This is a genomic window from Desulfosporosinus acidiphilus SJ4 (assembly GCF_000255115.2).
In the GTDB taxonomy this organism is placed as follows: Bacteria; Bacillota; Desulfitobacteriia; order Desulfitobacteriales; family Desulfitobacteriaceae; genus Desulfosporosinus; species Desulfosporosinus acidiphilus.
On sequence record NC_018068.1, the window covers coordinates 849,753 to 869,271 of the forward strand.

Sequence of the window (19,519 nt, forward strand, 5' to 3'; positions counted from 1 at the left end):
CAGACTACTATACTAATATGCTCCTGTTATGAAGAAAGGTTATTAAAATCTTTTGCATAATGGGGGCACTTTTAGTTTTTGCCTAATTACACAATTCAGATGATTTTAACCATATGGATCACTTCAACCCATTTCAGTGATCCTTAATCAAACATACTGCTTGGTAAGATCGATTTTGATGACTAAAAAGAATAATTATGACGGCAGATGGCTAAATAAAGGGAGTGGTCAACATAAGTTTTGACCACTCCCCTAAAAGAGGAATATTTATATGTTTTTAGTTAACTTTAACTGCTAAATCCAGAAGGGTATAGTACAGAACCTTAACTCCCTTTGCACAATCATCCGAACTGCTCCATTCCGCAGGATTGTGACTTATCCCGTCTTTGGAACGTACAAAAATCATACCGATAGGGCAGATGTTTACCATCTGCATGGCGTCATGACCTGCTCCGCTGGGTAGGGAAAAATAAGGGAGTCCTGATGTCTCACAGGCCTTTTCGGCCGCAGCCTGAAACTCTTCTGCACAAGGTGCAGGCGGAATTCTTTGCAGAATTTCAGTTTTAAGACTAACACCTCTTTCGTTACAGATTCTATCAAACTCCTTAAAAATCCGCATTTCCACATTATCGCTGACCTCTTGGGAAGTGTCCCTGAGGTCCAAGGTGAATTCAACGGTTCCGGGAATAATGTTGATACCTCCCGGCTGTACATTGAGCCGTCCTACGGTAGCTACCGTAGTTCCTGTGGATTTTGCTTCTCGTTCAACAATTTGAATCATCTCCGCAGCAGCAACTAAAGCATCATGACGTAAGGTCATGGGTGTAGCTCCTGCATGGCCTGCTTCACCTAGGACGGAACACTTTAGCCAAAGTTCGTTGACAATGCCGCTGACGATGCCAATCGAAAGGTTCTTGGACTCCAAGACTTTTCCTTGTTCAATGTGAAGCTCAATGAATGCTTTGATGGAATCTTGAGAGCGGTCTGCTTCGCTGATTTTGTCAGGATCATACCCTTGCGCCTTCATTGCTTCGGCAACGGTAATTCCATTTTTGTCCTTCATCTCAAGATCTTTGTTTCTTAGGTTGCCGATGACACCCCTGCTTCCAAACATGCTAAAACTGAAACGAGAACCTTCTTCGTCATTGAATGCATAAACCTCGACGGGATGCTCTGTCTCAATGTGTTGTTCGTTCAGTGTCTGCAAAACTTCAATAGCGCCGAGCAAGCCCAGAGCTCCATCGTAAATTCCTCCGTCGCAGACAGAGTCAATATGGGAGCCGGTAAGAACTATAGGTGCATCTGGGTTGCGTCCTTCCCGGCGGCCAATCACATTTCCTACAGCATCTTCTCTCACCTGCAAGCCTGCCTCTCGCATATAGGTCGAAACGAGGTCTTTCGCCAATCTATCTTCCTGCGTAAAGGCATGACGAGTTATGCCTCCAGAATGATTCCTTCCTATTTTTCCTAATTCAATTAAACGATGTAGCAGACGCTCTTTATTAATCACGTTTGTCACTCCTTAGGTTGGCTTATGTTAAGTCTAGTTTTATTTTTTAATATTTTTAGACTTTTGTCTTTAGTAAATTAGGATAATAAAAACACTTTTTGATTAGCATAGTAGGATAATGAAAAATGTAAATGTTCATTATATTCTAGATGTAGTACATTATTCAAACTGTACCTAACAACATTAAGGAGGGGGTATTTAGCAACCACCGGAGTAATCTTCCTAATGAACTATTGTATTTATAAAACTATTTGATTTGATTAGTTAAATGGAGGGGTTCGACGATGTTTGATCTAGTTATAAAAAATGGTAAGGTCGTCAAAACTGATCGAGTTATCGAAGCTAATATAGGTGTGAATAATGGAAAAATAGCAGCGATTGTGGAATCAGGAAATCCCCTAGAAGGGAAAGAAGTCATTGATGCTCAAGGAACTTATATATTTCCAGGGGCGATAGACAGTCATGCTCATTTAAATGATCCTGGCTACTTGTGGAGAGAAGATTATGCTCATGGCACTGCTGCGGCAGGTGTTGGTGGCATCACAACGATCATTGATATGCCTCTGCAGAATGAACCGGCAATGACCGATGCTCAAATTTTTGCTAAAAAGATTCAAGCAGTGTCGGCGAATGCTTATGTTGACTACTGCTTTTGGGGAGGATTAGTTGATTATAACTTCGATAAATTAAAAGAGCTGGATGAAAAAGGCTGTATCGGCTTTAAATCTTTCATCGGTCCGGTATCTCCCGATTATGTATCTCTCAGCATCGGTCAAGCTAAAGAAGCTTTGGAAATTTTAAGAGCCTTTGATGCTCGTGCCGCTTTTCATTGTGAAGACTATTCCATAATCAAGTGGGAAGAGAAGAGAGCACAACGTAAAGGAAACAATGATTGGCAGGATTTTTTGAATTCCAGACCGGTTATTGCCGAATTAATAGCAACCCAAAATATTATTGATCTTGCCAAGGAGTTGGGAGCAAAAGCCCATATCTGTCATGTCAGCCATCCCCGAGTTGCCAAAATCATTCAAGAGGCACAACAGGAAGGGATTGATGTAACGGCGGAAACATGCGGACATTATCTAACGTTTACCGACCAAGATGTGATTAATAATGGGAGTTTGTTTAAATGTGCGCCACCTTTAAGGGAAAAGGCGGCTGTGGAGGAAATGTGGGAATATGTCAATAACGGGACCTTATCTTGCGTTGCTTCTGATCATTCACCATGCGAATTGAGTGAGAAAAGTGAAGAAAAGCATGGGATATTCGGGGCCTGGGGTGGCATTAGCGGTATCCAAAACGTGATGCAGGTCGTCTTTAGCGAAGGTGTTGTCAAGAGAGGCTATAATCCGACCTTACTGGCCCGGAGTTTAAGTGAAGGTCCGGCAAAGGTTTGCGGGATTTATGGTAAAAAGGGTGCAATAGAGGTTGGATTTGATGCCGATCTGGTTATTCTTGATCCGGAAAAGGAATGGGAAATAACTCCGGAATCCTTGCATTATGTCAATAAAATTTCTGCATTTGTCGGTTTAAAAGGAAAAGGACTTCCCGTCTGCACAGTTGTAAGGGGTCAAGTGGTAGCCAAAGACGGAAAAATAGTCGGGCCCAAAGGCTTTGGTGAGTTTGTCAGTAAATTAAAATAGGAGAGGGGGATAAGTATGAGCAAGCGCTTTGATTTAATTATTCGGCAGGGGATGCTTGTTTGCCCGGAGGGCGTGACGAAAGCAGATGTTGCAGTTAATGATGAAAAGATTGTGGAAATCGCTGAAGAAATAAGCGGCGAGGCAAAGGAAACGATTGATGCCGCGGGAAAATATGTTTTCCCCGGAGCTACTGACGGACATGTTCATTTTAATGATCCAGGCAGAACAGAGTGGGAAACTATTGCCACCGGAAGTAACGCCTTAGCTGCGGGGGGAGGGGTTGCTTACTTTGATATGCCGCTGAACTGTACCCCCTGTACGTTGGATGCTAAAAACTTTAAAAATAAGCTCGCTGTTGCCCAGAGGGATTCTTTAGTCGACTATGGATTTTGGGGCGGTCTTACGCCCAAAAACTTGGATAAGCTTGAAGAGCTTGCCGAATGCGGTGTGGTTGGTTTTAAGGCCTTTACCTGTTTCAGCGGAATTGAAGAGTTTGAGAGGATGGACGATTATACGGCTCTGGTCGGCATGGAGAAATTAGCCAAGCTCGGTTATCCTTTAATGGTTCATTGTGAAAACGCAGAGATTGTGAGCGCCTTGACTGCCCGAGCCCTGGCAAACAATAAAACAACGGTTCGGGATTATTTTGCAGCGCATTCACCTATAACAGAAATCGAAAATGTTTCAAGAATGATTTCTTTTGCTGAGGAGACGGGCTGCAAATTAATTATTGCCCATGTAAGCACTGCAAGAGCGGTGGAGTTAGTAACACAGGCCAGGAACAGAGGGGTGGATGTTTCCTGTGAAACCATCGGCCATTATCTAATTCTTACCGATGACGATGTTGAACGGATGGGGACTGTTGCCAAATGTTCGCCTCCAATCCGCGATGCTCAAAACCAAACAAAAATGTGGGCCAAATTGTTAAATGGGGAGTTCGCTTTTATCTCTTCCGACCATTCGCCCTGTGATCCCAAGCTGAAAGACGGAGAGTTTTTGAAGGTTTGGGGAGGAATCTCCGCCTGTCAAACCACGTTATCGTCACTGCTTACTCATGGCTATCATGAGCGAAAAGTACCTCTTGTTGATATTGCCAAATTAACAGGACAAAATGTTAATGAGGTGTTTAAAATTCCTGGCAAAGGAAAAATTGCTATAGGTTTTGACGGGGACTTTGCACTTGTAGATCTAAATCAGGAGTTTACACTTCATGCGGAACAACTCTTCTATAAACATAAGGTCAGTCCTTATGTGGGCAGTACTTTCCGCGGAAAAATTTCACAAACCATTCTTAGAGGGAAGACTGTTTTTAAAGATGGAAAAGTCGTTTCTAAACCTATCGGCAAACATTTAAAACCCCTTGTATAATTTAATGATCGTATAAATAGGGCTAACGCTTTAGAAGAGGAGTAGGTTAAAATGTCTACAAATTCAGGGAACCTCGAAACAAACGTAACCCAGGTTTCTTCGGCTGCAGATACTGATGTAGCCTTGAATCCGAAATCGCAGACCGAAAGAATGGTAGGCCCAATCCCTTATATGTTTATGTGGATTGGAGATGGTGTCAACTTAGGCAATATGACACTTGGAGCAAGCCTAGTTGTTGCAGGAGCTGCAACATTGAATATTTTCCAAACCTTTGCAGCCGCCATTATTGCTATAGCTATTATTTCAACGGTATTCGCTTTAAACGACAGACTTGGTTATAGAACGGGAATTCCCTATGTAGTGCAGCTAAGATTATCTTTTGGTATAAAAGGAGCTACTGCAACCTCACTTTTGCGCGGCATTCCCGCAGTTGTCTGGTACGGTGTGCAAAGCTGGATCGGCGGTACAGCCCTGAACGAAATCGCCAAGGCTATTACGGGCGGAGCCTTTAATAATGTTGTCATTTGTTTTATTGTCCTTCAATTGGTGCAAATTGTACTTTCTATGTACGGATTCCACGCTATTAAATGGGTTGAAACACTGACTTCTGTAGTTATTATGGTCGCCTTGGTTTATGTGTTTGGTGTTCTCGTAACAAAGTATAATGGCGTTGTCAGTCAAAAATGGGTTCATGCTTCTGGGTCATGGGGGTTGCCTTTCTTTTCCTTCATTATGGTTTTCCTGGGGAATTATGCAGGTATCTTTTTAAGTGCTGCTGATTATTCGAGAGAGTTAAAATCAGGTATTAGCGATGGGAAACGGGGCTTCTTGTATTTTTCACCGATTTTGATTGCCTACGGTTTTGTTATTACCATTGGTGCAATGCTGGCATCAGCAACCGGGATCTCCAATCCTGTCAAGGCCTTTGCCATCGTCGTTGATAATTCTTATATTACCGTATTTGTTTCAGCTTTCATTGTACTTGGTGCTGTTGCTACAAACATGGTTGCCAATATTGTCACTCCGACCTATGTTATTCAATTGTTCACTAAATTAAAATATAGAATTGCCGTGGTTATCACTGGACTTTTAGGGCTGTGTGCATTTCCCTGGGTGCTTGTTCAGGATTCTTCGGCCAAGGGTCTGGATATGTTCATTCTAATCTATTCTGCATTCTTGGGACCCATTGTAGCTATTTTGCTGATTGAATATTATATTCTAAGAAGAGAACGAGTAGAAATAAGCGAATTGTACAATAAAGAGGGCGTCTTTTCCGGCTATAATCCGGCGGCTATCCTGGCAATGCTAATCGGAGCAGGGGCTGCCTTTTTGAAAGTAGACCTCGCGTGGATAATTGGCCTCGTGGTTGCAGGGGTTGCTTACTATCTGCTGATGAAATTCGCCTTTAAAGGATCAAATTTCAAAAAAGGCACGATATTTGAGAACAATTAGAAAGTGTTATATATTTGTGAGGAAGTCGACTGCTAAGACGGCTTCCTTTCATTCATTTTACCAACAGGAGGGGGAACGTGGAAATAACCGTAGAAAAGTTGCTCAAACTCGAATCGCTGAGAACGTCACAAGTGGTGGCAGGTGTTCAAGGGCTTAGGAATACGGTTAAAGGGGTTACGATCATGGAGGCCCCGGATATCGTCGATTGGCTGGCGGGTGGAGAATTGCTCCTTACTAGTTTATATTCTACCCTGGGAGGAAAGGTAAACTATCGTGAATTCATCCAAAATCTCGCAGCTAAAGGTGTCAGTGCTCTGGCGATTAAAATTCGCCGCTTCGTTGACAAGATTCCGTCGGAAATCCTAGAGACCGCTGATGAGGTCGATTTGCCTATCATTGAATTGGAAGGCAATGTTCGCTATGTTGATATTATGTATCCGGCTATGGAGATGCTTTTTAACAAGCAAGTTATCGAACTGAAATATTATAAAGAAATACAGGAACGGTTTACCGCCTTAGCTCTTCAATGCGAAGGATTGGCCAAGATTACGAAGACTTTAGCGGAATTGATTGAGAATCCAGTGAGTATTTTTGACAATCAGAAAAAGTGCTTGCATACAACGGATGAAAGATTCCATAATTTTGAAGGAATGACCACCTTTTATGAAGGAGATTTATTAAGCAAGAACTTCAATTCTTATCGAATTAAGTTCTGTGATCTGAAGGAAGAACCTGTTTATCAAGTCGTTGTACCAATTCAAGCTTTAGGTCAGGTTAGAGCTTATCTGATTGTGACCGAAATTAATCAGCCTATGCGAGAGATGGATTTTATTTGTTTGGACCAAGCTACGACCGTTGTAACTCTGGAGATGGTCAGGCGTTTTGCAGTTCGGGAAGTAGAACAAAAATTCAGTAATGATTTCGTGGAGAAACTTATCAGCGGTGAAATTGAAGTCAGTGGTATTCGTGAAAGGGCTAATCTCTTGGAGTTGGACATTAATCACCCATTTGTTGTTGTACTGTTTAGCCTCAAATATCTGGATGAGTGTTTAGCTGATACTAAAATCAAACAGGATAAAATTGCTTTTCAAGGAATTAAAGCTGAAATACAGTCCTTGATCATGAACGTGATGAGGATGCGAATGAAGGACTTTATTCTGGGACATAAAGGTGACTCGATCATTGTCTTATGGCCCGTAAAAGTCTCAAGCCAAACCATCGAAGAGATTAAGAGGGCCGGACGGGAAGTTCAGAATAACGCCAAGAAACGATGGAAAAAAATTATGATTGGGATTGGCATAAGCAACGAAGCAGCGGAAATCGAAGAAATTCCCAGAAGCTACAAAGAAGCCCAGGATGCCCTCATTTACGGAGAAATGCTACAAGGGGAAGGTGCTATTTCTTGGTTTCAAGATCTCGGCGTCTATCGAATGCTTTGTAAATTTGGTCAAACTAATAATCTCGATGAGTTTTTACCAAAAGCGCTTAGAAAACTTTTTGACTATGATCAACAGAATCAAACGGAACTTTTAAAGAGCCTGCAAGTCTTTTTGGAGTATAATGGCAACTCAAGTAAAGCCGCCAAAGCACTTTTTATTCATTACAAAACCTTACTCTATCGTTTAGAACGGATTAAAGAGGTCACCGGACTCGACCTGGAGGATAATCAAAACCGCTTAGAATTAGAACTCGGCTTAAAGATTATCCAAATATTAAACCATAGAGAGTAAGAATCAAGTATTAAAAATAATTAGATGAATAGAAACAGGAAGAAGCACGATTTAGCGGACATGAATGCTTATGATATGAAGAGTATCGAAAATGAAGCTTTTGAGTTATGGGGGTAGTGAAGTGGAAAAAGGTCCTATAAGGATGTCGTGTTAAATAACGGAAAATACCGAAACAATACACCTAAGATCCAATTGGCACATATGCTGTACAAAAACTGGAGGATAGCTATGCAAATTCACGTTGTACAGCATGGGGAAACTTTAGATCGGATTGCAATTACTTATGGAATAAGTACAACAAATTTAATGCGGTATAATGGCCTGCAAGATCATAACTTAGTGAGCGGACTCGCCCTAATTATTCCTTCCTCCACCCAGCCATACACCGTAAAATCAGGTGATACGCTTTGGAAGATTGCCAAAAAATCAGGTACGACCGTTTCCGCATTAATAGCGGCAAATAACATCAAGAATCCAGAGCATATTTATCCCGGAACTGTTTTAACGGTACCTACTAGAACCCATATTGTTAAATCCGGTGAGAGTCTTTGGAAAATATCCCGAAATTACGGTGTAACCATTCAAAGTATCGTGAATATGAATAATATGACTAACCCCAATGCCATCTATCCAGGCATGGTCTTAATTATACCTGGAACGTCCAAATCATCTATTGAAGTAAATGCCTATTCCTACCAATCCGGAGATATAACGGTGGAATCGCTGCGAAATTATGGACAATATCTTACATATTATTGTCCATTTGCCTATGGTGTTCAGTCCGATGGCGGCCTTGCCCCTCTAAACGACGGTTCATTAATTCAGGAAGCTGATGCTCAAAAAATTGTACCCATGATGTCAATCAGTAATTTTAGTTCAGAAACTCTGGGTTCAAACGTTGCGCATTCCATCCTTTCTGATCAAGGAATTCAAGCTATTCTTTTATCCAATGTACTAAATATCATGAAAACAAAAGGCTATAAGATTTTGAATATTGACTTTGAAAATGTTTTGCAAACAGACCGTGACTTATACAGCAAGTTTGTCGAAAATGCCGTTAATCATTTGCATCCTGAAGGGTATCTTGTCTCAACTGCTCTGGCTCCTAAAACAAGTGCGGAACAGAGAGGGCTATTATATGAAGCTCATGATTATGCCGCCCATGGCAGGATAGCTGATTTTGTTGTGCTCATGACTTATGAGTGGGGCTACCGCTTAGGCCCTCCTCAAGCCATATCTCCCTTAAATCAAATTAACCGTGTACTTGATTATGCTGTAAGTGTAATCCCACGGAAAAAAATATTTATGGGTTTTCAAACGTATGCCCGTGACTGGACACTTCCACACGTTCGAGGCCAATCAGCAGAAACTTTCAGCCCACAATATGCAGTCCATCAGGCCATCCGGTATGGAGTTCCAATTCATTATGATCAACCTTCGGAATCGCCATTCTATAATTATGTCGATGCTCAAGGACGACATCATCAAGTTTGGTTTGAAGATCCCCGCAGTGCTCAAGCCAAATTTAATACAGTCAAGAACCATAATATCGGCGGCATAAGTTACTGGGTTCTTGACACTTCTTTTCCTCAGAACTGGTTTTTACTTGCCGACAATTTTAATATTAGTAAACGTTTATAAGTCATTTTTTATCGAGCTAAAATTTAATGGCTTGATCCCAACCCACGATCATTTGTTAAAAACACTCACAGACGGAAAAACCCGATTGTTCGGCTTTCTGTAATAGGGTGTTTATTTTGTATTCCGCGCATTAATCAATGGGGTGTGTGTGTGCAAGGGGGACGGTCCTTTTGATACAAAAATGAGTCAAAAGGACCGTCCCCGAAGGGTATGTTCTCGAGGCTCTAAAAAAGTTGTAAACTTCGCATTTTATTCGAATCATGGGGTATAACTGTGATTCATCTCACAACTTAATGAATGGATACTCCGATATAATAATTTCGAATGTTTAAACATCAAAAAGAGTGAGGTGATATTTATAGGATAAGCTTTTAAGTCTTAGGGATGAGCAGGAGTTTAATAAGCGTTATATCTGAAGGTTAATCGTCTATTGATAAGTGAATTAAATTTCAAACTGAAGATATCATACTTAAGATATCATACTTAAGCATTACATATCACGGAATAGAAGTTTAATTCGCTTAGCCAGGAAGAATGTTATTTTTTACTGTACAGATATAAACAAAATTTTAACGGTTGTTCATCCTTCGTCAGCGGTCGCTGATGAAAAATAAGGAGGAGAGGATTTAGAGAAAGATGAAGTCAACAACATCACGTATGATTATCCTATTGGGGATGGGTACAGTCTTAGTTTGTGCTTTGTTATTCCTGGTGTATCACTCTGTCATCGGACCACAAGGAATAAGCACGAGTATGCCGGCTTTAAGTGTTGTGGCTACAGGAGAAAACAAAGCATGTGTTGAATGTCATCAAAAAGAAAACCCGGGTATCATTCAACAATATCATGACAGTCAACACTCAGGCCGAGGCGTTCTATGTCTTGATTGTCACAAAGCCGTTAAAGGTCAAGAAAGCCTTACTTCGGAACATCATAATGTGGCTATCATTGCCAAGCCGACACCGAATAATTGCGCCCAGTGCCACGCAACAGAGGTCAAACAATTTGAAGCAAGCAATCATTCGGCCAAATCATGGTATGCCGTCCAGGGAGCCAAAAATTTTACTCCCGAAGAACTGGCTAAATATCACCTGCTGGACGCTAATGGCAAACCACTTAATGGTGGAAACGCTAATGCAGTGTATAATCTTATCGGCAAAGACGCCAGTGCACAGTCCTGCGAAGTATGCCATGCCGTTGGTCAAAAGAACGGTGACGGAAGTTTTGGAGATTGTACAAAGTGTCATCTAAGACACACATTTGATGTTGCTCAGGCCCGCAAGCCAGAAACTTGCGCACAATGCCATTTAGGTCCGGATCATCCTCAGGCTGAAATCTATAATGAATCGGCTCATGGGACTTACTACCAAGCAAACCAGTCAAAATACAATATGGACGCTCCGCCAGGAACCCTGACGGTCAAAGATTTTCCGGCCCCCACTTGTGCCACCTGTCATATGTCGGCCTTTGGCAGTGTTCCAGGAACACACGACGTCGGTCAACGTCTTAAATGGAATCTGACGCCTGAAATCGCTTCGGTTCGCAAGGACGGAGCAGCGCACGAGCAGATAATGAACTCGGTATGCCTCAATTGTCACACCCAACCGTTCATTGATGATGTCATGAGTAAGGCGGAAAAAAACATTGCCCTTAGCAATCAGAATATTGAAAAGGGCAAATCAATTGTCCAAGATCTGCGCAACTCAGGACTGTTGGGTACTAAACCTTTTGGCACACCCATCGACTTTGAGTATTTCGAATTGTGGCATCATGAAGGCCGCAGAGCAAGATTCGGGGCTGTCATGGGAGGAGCTGACTATGTAAACTGGAATGGAATCTATGAGCAAGAGAAAGCCTTAGTAGATCTGCAATCAAAAGCGGACGCCTTAAAAGCAAAGCACTAGGAGGATTTGAGAATGATGAATCGTCTCATCCGGATAGCTTCTATCAATAAAACTCCTCTCTTGCTTGGCATGATGGGTATCAACTTTTTACTGACAGGCGTGGATGTTTTAATTGCCCATTCGCAAAACGACTTTTTTCGCTGGGAGCTCATTCCCTTGATCTATACGCCGCTGGCAGTTTTAGTGATTTTTACTCAACTCATCCTAAAATCTAATAATCTTGTGAGTCGAGTCTTTAGAATTGTGATGTGGCTGGGTGTCTGCGTTGGCGTTTTGGGTACAATTTTTCACATCTTAGGCAATGCCACTTTCAATCGTGAAAGTCTTTATCAGCTATTGGTTGAAGGATCTCCGGTAGCGGCTCCTATAGCTTTTGCCGGGATTTCCAGTTACGCTTTGGTAAGTGAACGTTATCGAGGGCCATCTCGGCGTTCTAAATTGTTAGTCCTGGTTGGTTTGGGTTTTTTGGGTGCGGTTTTGGCTGCGTTTTTAGATCACGCTCGGTTAGCTTTTATTCCGGGATACACCCTGATTCCCATAGTAACGGGTTCGCTTGCCACCATTGCTTGTTTCTATGCAGCCTTTTCCCAACTTACCAACACCGAAACCTCTATACTCCTATCCGTTTTGGCCTTTAATTTGTTTGTAGGTTTATTAGGCTTTGGGTTTCATGTTTTTGGAGATTTGGCTGGAACTCAGGGTATAGTCTGGGCAAGAATTCTCTATCGCAATCCACTGCTCGGACCGCTCCTTTTCTCAAATCTTGCGTGCTTAGGCGCTCTATGTCTGCTGCCGGAACATACCGTTAGACTTGACGAAAGTCACAGTTGATATTTGAGCTTTCAAAAAAGAATCTGGGGACAAAATTTACAAAAGGGTTAAAGAGATTGAAAAATCATCTTTAACCCTTTTGGTTAATCCATTCCTTGAAGTTTTTGTTCTTATACTAAAGTGCCCTATAAAGGAAAAAGTTATTATGATTTGTCTTAATATAAAAATTTCTAAAATAATTTGTTAAAATAAAAGGAAAGATAGAATTATTTGTTGAAGAGATAAGCGATATAGTTTTGATGCGCTTTTGCTAACAGGAATTTATGAGAACGAATTTATTGAAATATAAAGTGAAAAAACTTAGAACAAAGAGCGCTTGGATTCACTGCTTTCTTAGTCCTTTGATCTGTTTGACATGTAATCGACTAATGAAATAAGGATAGGTGAAGGAGATGGCTCAACCATTTATTTCTTGTGATCATAACATTTATAAATTGTCAAATCTCTTTGACCTGCGCGAAATTCAGAAGCTTCAGGATTTGTTTTCTGCGGCGACTGGTGTGGCCTCACTCATAACTGAGCCTGATGGAACACCTATAACGGAACCAAGTGGCTTTTGCAACTTGTGTCTGGCTATAAGAAGCACTGAAAAAGGACTGAACAATTGTCGAAAATCAGATTCAATGATGGGAAGTCCTCAAAAAGATGGGCCTAAAATACGGCGGTGTTCGAGCGGAGGTCTTCTTGATGCAGGAGCAAGTATTATTGTTGACGGAATTCATATTGCTAATTGGCTGATAGGTCAGGTACTTGACGAGGACGCAGCAATGGAAGATCTCATGAAATACACGGATGAAATTGGCGTCAAACCTGAAGTGTCTATGGATGCTCTAAAAGATGTAAAACGCATGTCCAAACTTCAGTTTGAAAATATTTGTCGTTTCCTTTTCTTTCATGCCAATCAGCTTTCGATGTACGCGGCTCAAAATCTCTTACTAATCCAGGAAATCGGCCGGCGGAAGATTTTTGAAACGGAAATCAAAAACCTTAATCATGATCTTGAATTAAAGATAGAAGAAAGAACTCTACAACTGCAGGAGACTGTTCAGACCCTTGAAGACAATAATGCTGAGTTAGAGGAAATAAATACGATTCTGGAGGAGGAAATTGCCAAACGCAAAAAGGCCGAGGAGGAAGTTCTCAAATTAAATGAGGAACTGGAAAGAAAGGTCGGAGAACGTACAAGAAAACTTCAGGAATTGAATGCCATCTTGGAAGAAGAAATCATGGAGAAGACCATGGCAGAGAATGAGCTGAAGAAGGAAAAGGTATTAACTGATGCCTTATTTAACAGCGCTCCAGGGATGATATACCTCTACGATGAGAATAGCAACTTAGTGAGATGGAACAGGCAACATGAAGAAATGACAGGCTATTCTTCTGAAGAGTTGGCTCATATGAAGTTATTAGATTGGTATAAAGGAGACAAAGCAAGTCAAACATCCGTGGCCAAAGGAATCAAAAGGGCGAATCGGTTCGGGTTTGGCGAGGCTGAAGCAAATCTTCAGAAAAAGGACGGGACTAAAATACCGATGTACTTTACTGCCGGTTCAATTTTTATTGATGGGAAGCAATATTTTGCCGGGGTAGGGATCGACATAACTGACCGCAAAAGAAGGGAAGAAGAAAATCACTATTTAAGTTATCATGATGTTTTAACGGGCCTTTATAACCGAAGATTTTATGAAGAAGAAATCAAACGCTTGGATATCAATGGAGATCTTCCCCTTTCAATTATTATTGGGGATGTGAATGGCCTTAAAGTCATTAATGATGCTTTTGGACACGATAAAGGGGATGAGCTTTTAAAGAAATCGGCAGAAGCCATCCAAAGGTCTTGTAAGGCAGATGACATCGTCGCTCGTTGGGGAGGCGATGAATTTGTTATCCTTCTTCCCAAAACCAAAAAAGAAGAGGCCGAACAGGTCGTCCAAAGGATTAATGACCGGTTTGCCAAGATAAAAATTAACACAATACAGGTGAGCATGTCCTTTGGCTTGGAAACCAAAGAGGAGAATAATGTAAATATCCACGAAGTTCTAAAAAGAGCTGAAGATGCTATGTACAAACATAAAGTCCTTGCCAATAATGGAATGATGGGTAATTTAATAAATACAATTATTAATACCCTGCACGAAAAGAATCCAAGAGAGGAACAACATTCCAAAAGGGTCAGTCAAATTTGTCAAATGCTTGGAAGGGAGTTAAACCTTTCTGAATCTGAAGTCGGTAAACTAAAAGCCGCCGGCCTCCTTCATGACATAGGAAAAATTGCCATCGAAGAAAGTATCTTAAACAAACCCGGAAGACCTACAGAGACTGAATGGGACCAGATCAAGAGACACCCCGAGATTGGCTATAGAATATTAAGTACTTCAAAGGAAATGTCAGATTTGGCGGATTGCATTTTGGCACATCATGAACGCTGGGATGGTAAGGGTTACCCAAGGGGATTAATGGGCGAAAATATTCCGATGATTTCAAGAATTATTGCACTTGCTGATAGCTTTGATGCTATGATTAGTGAAAGGGTTTATCGAAATGCTCTGAGCAAGGAAGAAGCCCTAGCAGAAATTGAGAAAAACTCTGGTACACAATTTGATCCGGGAATTGCCGAGATATTCATTAAAGTCTTAGCGAAAGAATAGCTGGAATATTGAAGACCATCTAAGGGACAAAGTTAGCGAAGGGCTGAAATGTCCCTTAAATTTTTGGACAAAGCCCTTGGAAAAGTGGAAAAATCCTTCAATGCAATATCTTAAGAGGAATTGATATAGACTAAAGACAGGTAGTCTTAAGACTGTAGGCAAGAGTGCTCTGGATGGTGAAAAGAACACTAACAACTGGTATAATATTATTCTGAGAGTAATTTAGTTCACTTGTCGATCCTGTATTTAGGCGGCAATTATTCGTTTTCATCCAATCGTGAGACTCACACTTCTATAAGTGGGAGCGGTCCCCGATGTTCAGCTTTAGCTGAACGAGTTCACTGGAGATTGATGAACAATCTTTTTTTGATTTACACTGACTATTTTCTGTTGAAAATTAGGAGTTATAGATATGAAGACAATTAATGAAATTTTTAGCGATTATGAAACAAGGGGCAACCTCAAGACTGCAATTGTAGAAGCTGTAGTTTTAAACAAAAATACCAAAACCTTGGAAATGAAAATCAGTTCTGATAAATATATTGAAGTCAGTGAGATTGAAGGCATCAACGAGTTTATCAAAAAAAGGTTAGCTTTAAATGATTCAATCATAACGATTGAGTATCATGAGGGAACCGATAGAAAACCTCTGGAAGCGGAGCTGAAAAACATTGTATTAATGTTAGTAGATAAAAGCCCCATCTTAAAATCAGCTTTAAATCATTGTGATTATGAGATAGGCGAGAATACAATTACGTTTAATTTTAATATTGGTATATCCTACCTATTAAAGGCTAAGGGATGTGACAAATTAATCCAAGAGGCTGTGAAAAACCTTTATGGCATGGTCTATCAAATAAATTTTGTTGACAATGTAAGCATCGAAGAATCCTTAAAGCTGCAAGAGGATACATATGTCAATGAGATGTTGCTTCTGCAAAAGGAAGTAAGGACTGCACTCATCAATAACGTACCAAAGGAAAATGTTGAGATTAAGCGGGAGATACCTGGTGAAACCGGCGGGAAAAAAGAAAATTCCAACCTTATATTAGGGAGAAACGCCAATATAAAAGAACCCGTTATAAAAATCACCGACATCACGCCGGATGAGGGCAGGATAGCGTTAGAGGGTGACGTGTCTAATATAGAAGCTAAAGAATTAAAAAGCGGAAAAACACTAATTTCCTTTGATTTATATGACAGTTCAAGCTCTATGACTTGTAAGGCCTTCCTCAAACCGGGTGAAGACGGCGAGGTATTAGCCAGGCTTAAAAAATCCAAGGGGGTCAGGCTGTCCGGAAATGCCGGTTACAGTAAGTTTTCCGGGGAAGTCGAACTTATTGCCAATACTATCATTGAAACAGAAGGCCTGAAAAAGATTAAGCGACTGGATAGGACTGAAGTAAAGAGGGTAGAGCTTCACCTCCACACCCAAATGAGTCAGATGGATGCTATGACCAGTGCCGCGGACTTAATTAAAAGAGCTATGAGCTGGGGCATGAAATCTATCGCCATAACGGATCACGGAGTGGTTCAGGCTTTTCCTGAGGCCCACAAACTCATCGGAAGAGATAATCCGAATATGAAGATTATTTATGGCGTAGAAGCCTATCTGGCACCGGATAAACGGCCATCTGTCACAAATTCCAAAGGACAGAGTATTGACACCACTTATTGCGTCTTGGATTTGGAAACCACCGGTTTTTCACCGGTAACTGAAAAAATAACTGAAATTGGGATCATGAAACTTCAAGGCGGAAAAGTCACCGATAAATTCAGTTGCTTTGTCAATCCTGAAAAGCCTATTCCGGCAAGGGTCGTAGAGGTTACAAACATTACCGATGAGATGGTAAAGGATGCCGAAACCATAGACCAGGTATTTCCTAAGATGCTGGATTTTATTGACGGAAGTGTTTTAGTAGCCCATAATGCTGAATTTGATATTGGCTTCTTAAAGTACAATGCTAAAGACTTAGGCTATGATTTTGATTTTACCTATCTTGATACACTATCCTTAGCCAAAGAACTTTTTCCGGATTTTAAAACGTACAAATTAGGGCGAATTGCTAAGAACCTTGGGATCAAGGTCGAGGTTGCTCATAGAGCTTTAGATGACGTGGATACTACCGTTAAAGTCTTTAATGTAATGATTGAAAAGCTGAAGCAAAGAGGAACCGAAACCCTTATGGATATAGATCGCTTCAGCTCTGATGAAGAGGCCAAGAAAGAAGAATATAAAAAGCTTAAAACCTATCATGCCATCATATTAGCCAAGGATTATGCAGGATTAAAAAATTTATATAAGTTGGTTTCCTATTCACACTTGGATTATTTTTATAAGAAACCGCGAATTTTAAAAAGCCTTTATAAAAAATACTCCGAAGGTTTAATCCTGGGCAGTGCTTGCAGTGAAGGGGAGCTTTATCAGGCAATATTGCTGGGAAAATCCGATGAAGAAATCGAAACTATTGCGGAGGAGTACGATTATTTAGAGATCCAGCCTCTTGGCAATAATGATTATTTAGTAAGAACTGAGCAGGTGCCGGACAAAGATTATCTGATGAAAATTAACAGAAAGATTGTTGCTTTGGGTGAAAAGTTAAACAAGCCTGTAGTTGCTACAGGAGATGTACACTTTATGGACCCTGAAGATGAGATATACCGGCGAATCCTGGAAGCAGGTCAGGGCTTTAAAGATGCGGATAATCAGGCGCCTTTGTATTTAAAAACCACCGACGAAATGCTTGATGAGTTTTCCTATTTGGGAACTCAAAAGGCCTATGAGGTGGTGGTTACCAACACCAATATGATCTCTGATATGTGTGAATCTATCAGTCCCATTTCTGCGGAAAAATGCCCGCCGCATATCGAAGGCTGTGAGCAGACGATCAAGGATATAGCTTTTAATAAAGCTCACGAGCTCTATGGAGATCCCTTGCCGGAGATTGTCCAGAAACGGTTAGACAAAGAGCTTGATTCTATCATTAAAAATGGCTTTTCTGTCATGTATATCATTGCACAAAAGTTGGTATGGAAATCCAATGAGGATGGTTATTTGGTTGGTTCCCGGGGGTCAGTAGGTTCTTCTGTTGTTGCCTATATGACGGGTATAACAGAGGTGAATGCTCTGCCTGCTCATTATAGATGTCCTAGCTGCAAGTACTCGGACTTTTCCGATTATGGGTGCCAAATCGGCTTTGACTTGCCGGATAAAGTTTGCCCGGTTTGTGGAGAGACCTTGGCTAAGGATGGTATAGACATTCCTTTTGAGACCTTCCTGGGTTTTAATGGCGATAAAGAGCCGGATATTGATTTGAATTTTTCCGGGGAATATCAGGCTAAGGCTCATAGATATACAGAAGTTATTTTTGGCAAGGGGACAACGTTTAAGGCCGGAACGATTGGCACCATAGCTGATAAAACCGCCTTTGGCTATGTTAAAAAATATTATGAGGAAAAGAGCCATACAGTAAACAAGGCTGAAATTATCAGAATTTCCAGGGGTTGTACAGGGATTAAGAGAACTACAGGGCAGCACCCAGGTGGGATTATAGTGGTGCCAAAGGGAAGGGAAATCTTTGAGTTTTGCCCGGTGCAGCATCCTGCTGATGACCCAAATTCGGATATCATAACCACTCATTTTGACTATCATTCTATCGATCAGAACCTCTTAAAGCTGGATATTTTAGGCCATGATGATCCAACAGTCATAAGAATGCTTCAAGATATTACCGGGGTTGACCCTCAAACGATCCCTATGGATGATAAGGATACTATGTCGATATTCTCATCGACAGAGGTTCTGGGGGTAACACCGGAGCAGATAAATTCTAAAGTTGGAACCTTTGGTATCCCCGAATTTGGTACGAAATTCGTACGAGGAATGCTTTTAGACACAAAGCCCTCGACGTTTACTGATTTAATCTGTATATCAGGTCTTTCCCATGGTACCGATGTATGGCTGGGAAATGCCAAAGATTTAATTGATGCGGGAACGGTTACCCTAAGCGAAGCAGTATGTACCAGAGATGAGATCATGATTTATCTTATTAAAAAGGGTTTGCCGCCTAATACGGCTTTTAAGATCATGGAGCTGGTTCGTAAAGGAAAGGCATTAAAGGACCCTGAAAAATGGGCAGAATATGAGGCTTTGATGAGGGAACACGAAGTGCCGGAATGGTATATTGATTCCTGCAGGAAAATTAAATACATGTTCCCTAAAGCTCATGCTGCGGCTTATGTCATGATGGCCTTCAGAATTGCTTGGTTTAAGGTACACATACCTAAGGCCTATTATGCAGCCTACTTTACCATCAGAGCTAAGGCCTTTGATGCCGAATTTATGATTTTCGGAAAAGAAAAAGTCAAAGCAAAGATGAAAGAAATTGAAATGCTGGGCAAGCAAGCTGCTCCAAAGGATAAAGATATGTATGATGACTTGGAATTGGTTTTGGAAATGTACGAACGGGGTTTTAATTTCCTGCCGATTGATTTATACAAATCCCACGCCACAAGATTTCTCGTTGAAGAAGAGGGCTTGAGGCCTCCAATCAATAGTATATCCGGCATGGGAACCGTTGCTGCGGAAGGTGTATTTAACGCTGTCCAAGAAAAACCCTTCAACTCTGTAGAGGATATCAAGAAGCGTGCTAAGATCGGGAATTCGGCTATAGAGCTGCTCAGAGGATTTGGCTGTTTAAAAGGTCTGCCTGAAAGTGATCAATTAAGTCTATTTGATGCAATCTAAATGAAAACGTGAGAAAGGGGGACGGTCCTTTTGACACATCAAAATGT

General features: G+C 41.1%; 10 protein-coding genes. 9 read left to right on the forward strand and 1 reads right to left on the reverse strand.

What is annotated here, in order from left to right:
• Nucleotides 1-277: 277 nt before the first annotated feature.
• Nucleotides 278-1,510: a Zn-dependent hydrolase gene (locus DESACI_RS03970; protein WP_014825880.1), complete on the reverse strand. Its 1,233-nt coding sequence runs from the start codon at nt 1,508-1,510 to the stop codon at nt 278-280.
• Nucleotides 1,511-1,794: 284 nt separating this feature from the next.
• Here DESACI_RS03970 and allB (DESACI_RS03975) point away from each other — a divergent pair, with 284 nt between their 5' ends.
• The 9 genes from allB (DESACI_RS03975) to polC all read left to right on the forward strand — a co-directional run bounded on the left by allB (DESACI_RS03975) (nt 1,795) and on the right by polC (nt 19,472).
• A complete protein-coding gene (gene allB, locus DESACI_RS03975; RefSeq protein ID WP_014825881.1) occupies nt 1,795-3,153 on the forward strand; it encodes an allantoinase AllB in 1,359 nt (452 codons plus the stop codon).
• Nucleotides 3,154-3,168: 15 nt separating this feature from the next.
• Nucleotides 3,169-4,521, forward strand: a complete 1,353-nt coding sequence (allB, locus tag DESACI_RS03980) for an allantoinase AllB (RefSeq protein WP_014825882.1) — start codon at nt 3,169-3,171, stop codon at nt 4,519-4,521.
• Between the two features lie 51 nt (nt 4,522-4,572).
• Nucleotides 4,573-5,973 (forward strand): NCS1 family transporter, encoded by a 1,401-nt coding sequence (locus DESACI_RS03985; protein ID WP_014825883.1) that lies wholly within the window; start codon nt 4,573-4,575, stop codon nt 5,971-5,973.
• A gap of 77 nt (nt 5,974-6,050) precedes the next feature.
• On the forward strand, nt 6,051-7,703 hold the full coding sequence (locus tag DESACI_RS03990) for a PucR family transcriptional regulator (RefSeq protein WP_014825884.1): 1,653 nt from the start codon (nt 6,051-6,053) through the stop codon (nt 7,701-7,703).
• A gap of 228 nt (nt 7,704-7,931) precedes the next feature.
• Entirely contained in the window at nt 7,932-9,344 is a 1,413-nt protein-coding gene (locus tag DESACI_RS03995) for a LysM peptidoglycan-binding domain-containing protein (RefSeq protein WP_014825885.1), read from the forward strand.
• Between the two features lie 636 nt (nt 9,345-9,980).
• The gene (locus DESACI_RS04000; RefSeq protein ID WP_014825886.1) at nt 9,981-11,246 is read left to right on the forward strand and encodes a multiheme c-type cytochrome; all 1,266 of its coding nucleotides are present in this window, start codon (nt 9,981-9,983) and stop codon (nt 11,244-11,246) included.
• A gap of 12 nt (nt 11,247-11,258) precedes the next feature.
• Nucleotides 11,259-12,077 carry a hypothetical protein gene (locus tag DESACI_RS04005; protein ID WP_014825887.1) on the forward strand — a complete coding sequence of 273 codons (819 nt, stop codon included), beginning with the start codon at nt 11,259-11,261 and terminating at the stop codon, nt 12,075-12,077.
• Nucleotides 12,078-12,469: 392 nt separating this feature from the next.
• Nucleotides 12,470-14,725 carry a PocR ligand-binding domain-containing protein gene (locus DESACI_RS04010; RefSeq protein WP_014825888.1) on the forward strand — a complete coding sequence of 752 codons (2,256 nt, stop codon included), beginning with the start codon at nt 12,470-12,472 and terminating at the stop codon, nt 14,723-14,725.
• A 412-nt stretch (nt 14,726-15,137) separates the two neighbouring features.
• Complete coding sequence (polC, locus tag DESACI_RS04015; RefSeq protein WP_014825889.1) at nt 15,138-19,472, forward strand: DNA polymerase III subunit alpha; 4,335 nt, start codon at nt 15,138-15,140, stop codon at nt 19,470-19,472.
• The last annotated feature ends 47 nt before the right edge of the window (nt 19,473-19,519 follow it).

Coding starts and splice junctions, on each gene's coding strand:
- allB (WP_014825881.1), top strand. CDS start 1,795: ATGTTTGATCTAGTTATAAAAAATGGTAAGGTCGTCAAAACTGATCGA.
- allB (WP_014825882.1), top strand. CDS start 3,169: ATGAGCAAGCGCTTTGATTTAATTATTCGGCAGGGGATGCTTGTTTGC.
- DESACI_RS03985 (WP_014825883.1), top strand. CDS start 4,573: ATGTCTACAAATTCAGGGAACCTCGAAACAAACGTAACCCAGGTTTCT.
- DESACI_RS03995 (WP_014825885.1), top strand. CDS start 7,932: ATGCAAATTCACGTTGTACAGCATGGGGAAACTTTAGATCGGATTGCA.
- DESACI_RS04000 (WP_014825886.1), top strand. CDS start 9,981: ATGAAGTCAACAACATCACGTATGATTATCCTATTGGGGATGGGTACA.
- DESACI_RS04005 (WP_014825887.1), top strand. CDS start 11,259: ATGATGAATCGTCTCATCCGGATAGCTTCTATCAATAAAACTCCTCTC.
- DESACI_RS04010 (WP_014825888.1), top strand. CDS start 12,470: ATGGCTCAACCATTTATTTCTTGTGATCATAACATTTATAAATTGTCA.
- polC (WP_014825889.1), top strand. CDS start 15,138: ATGAAGACAATTAATGAAATTTTTAGCGATTATGAAACAAGGGGCAAC.